At 63.3% G+C, this 1,203-nt stretch carries 1 protein-coding gene; it reads right to left on the minus strand.

From position 1 onward, the window contains the following. A partial coding sequence (locus EN984_RS35290) for a multidrug effflux MFS transporter (protein WP_127384388.1) occupies positions 1-1,070 on the minus strand: 1,070 nt, incomplete at its 3' end. Positions 1,071-1,203 lie beyond the last annotated feature (133 nt).

The following is a 1,203-nucleotide window of genomic DNA, read 5'->3' on the forward strand; positions in this document are numbered from 1 at the left end:
CCCATGGCGAGTGCGCCGATGGCGAAATGCAGCGTGCCCATCAGCGCCGACGCCGTGCCGGCGATCTCGCCATGCTCTTCCATGGCCAGCACCGAGGTGGTCGGGATGACCAGGCCGAGAAAGCCGTAGCCGACGAACAGCAGGGCCGCCATCACGTCGAGCCGGTCGACGCCCGTCGCCATGATCGCCAACAGCACCACCATCGTCGAGGCATAGCCGGTCACCGCGACGCGCACCACGCGCCTCAGGCCGAAGCGCTCGGCCAGCAGCCCCGTCATCTGCGACATGCCGATGAAGGCGACCGCGTTGATCGAGAAGAACACGCTGTAGACCGAAGGCGACAGCCCGTAATGGTCGATCAGAATGAAGGACGAGCTCGACAGATAGACGAAGAAGCTCGCAATGCCGAAGCCGGCGATCGCCACCAGGCCAAGGAAATTGCGGTCGCCCATCAGGAAGCGATAGCCGGCAAGCGCGGTTCCGAAGGAGGAACCGACGCGTTCTTCAGCCGGCCGCGTCTCCTTGAGCGAGGTTGCGAGCAGCACCGTGGCAAGGGCGGCCGCGCCCGTCACCGTCCAGAACACGGCGCGCCAGCCGAAACTCTCGATGATCACGCTGCCGGTCAGCGGCGCCAGGATCGGCGACACCGAGAACACCAGCATCAGCAAGGACATCAGCTTGGCGGCCTCATTGCCGGTGTGCAGGTCGCGCACAATGGCGCGCGGAACGGCCATGCCGGCGCTGGCGCCAAGCCCTTGCAGGAAACGGAAAGCGATCAGCCATTCGATGGTCGGCGCCATTGCCGAACCGATGCCGCCAACCATGAACAGCGCAAGGCCGCCATAAAGCGGCAGCTTGCGGCCGACCATGTCGGAGATCGGCCCGACGACGATCTGGCCAAAACCCATCGACAGGAAGAAGATCAACAGGCTCATCTGCACGGCAGCGGTGCTGGCATGCAGATCCGCGCCGATCGACGGCAACGCGGGCAGATACATGTCGATGGCGAACGGGCCGATGGCGGACAACAAGCCGAGCACGACCGCGATGCGGAGGAATTTGGGACTCATGATAAAGGCTTCTTTCAAATCTGGTTGCCGCCGCCAGGCGACGTCTAACCTAGGACGTTCCATCCCGTGAGATTCCGACACCTCAAGAGCGAATCCTATTCGTCTCTCTCACGCGAAAGCTCTTTATCTTGTG

The organism is Mesorhizobium sp. M7A.F.Ca.CA.004.12.1.1 (assembly GCF_003997835.1).
GTDB lineage: Bacteria > Pseudomonadota > Alphaproteobacteria > Rhizobiales > Rhizobiaceae > Mesorhizobium.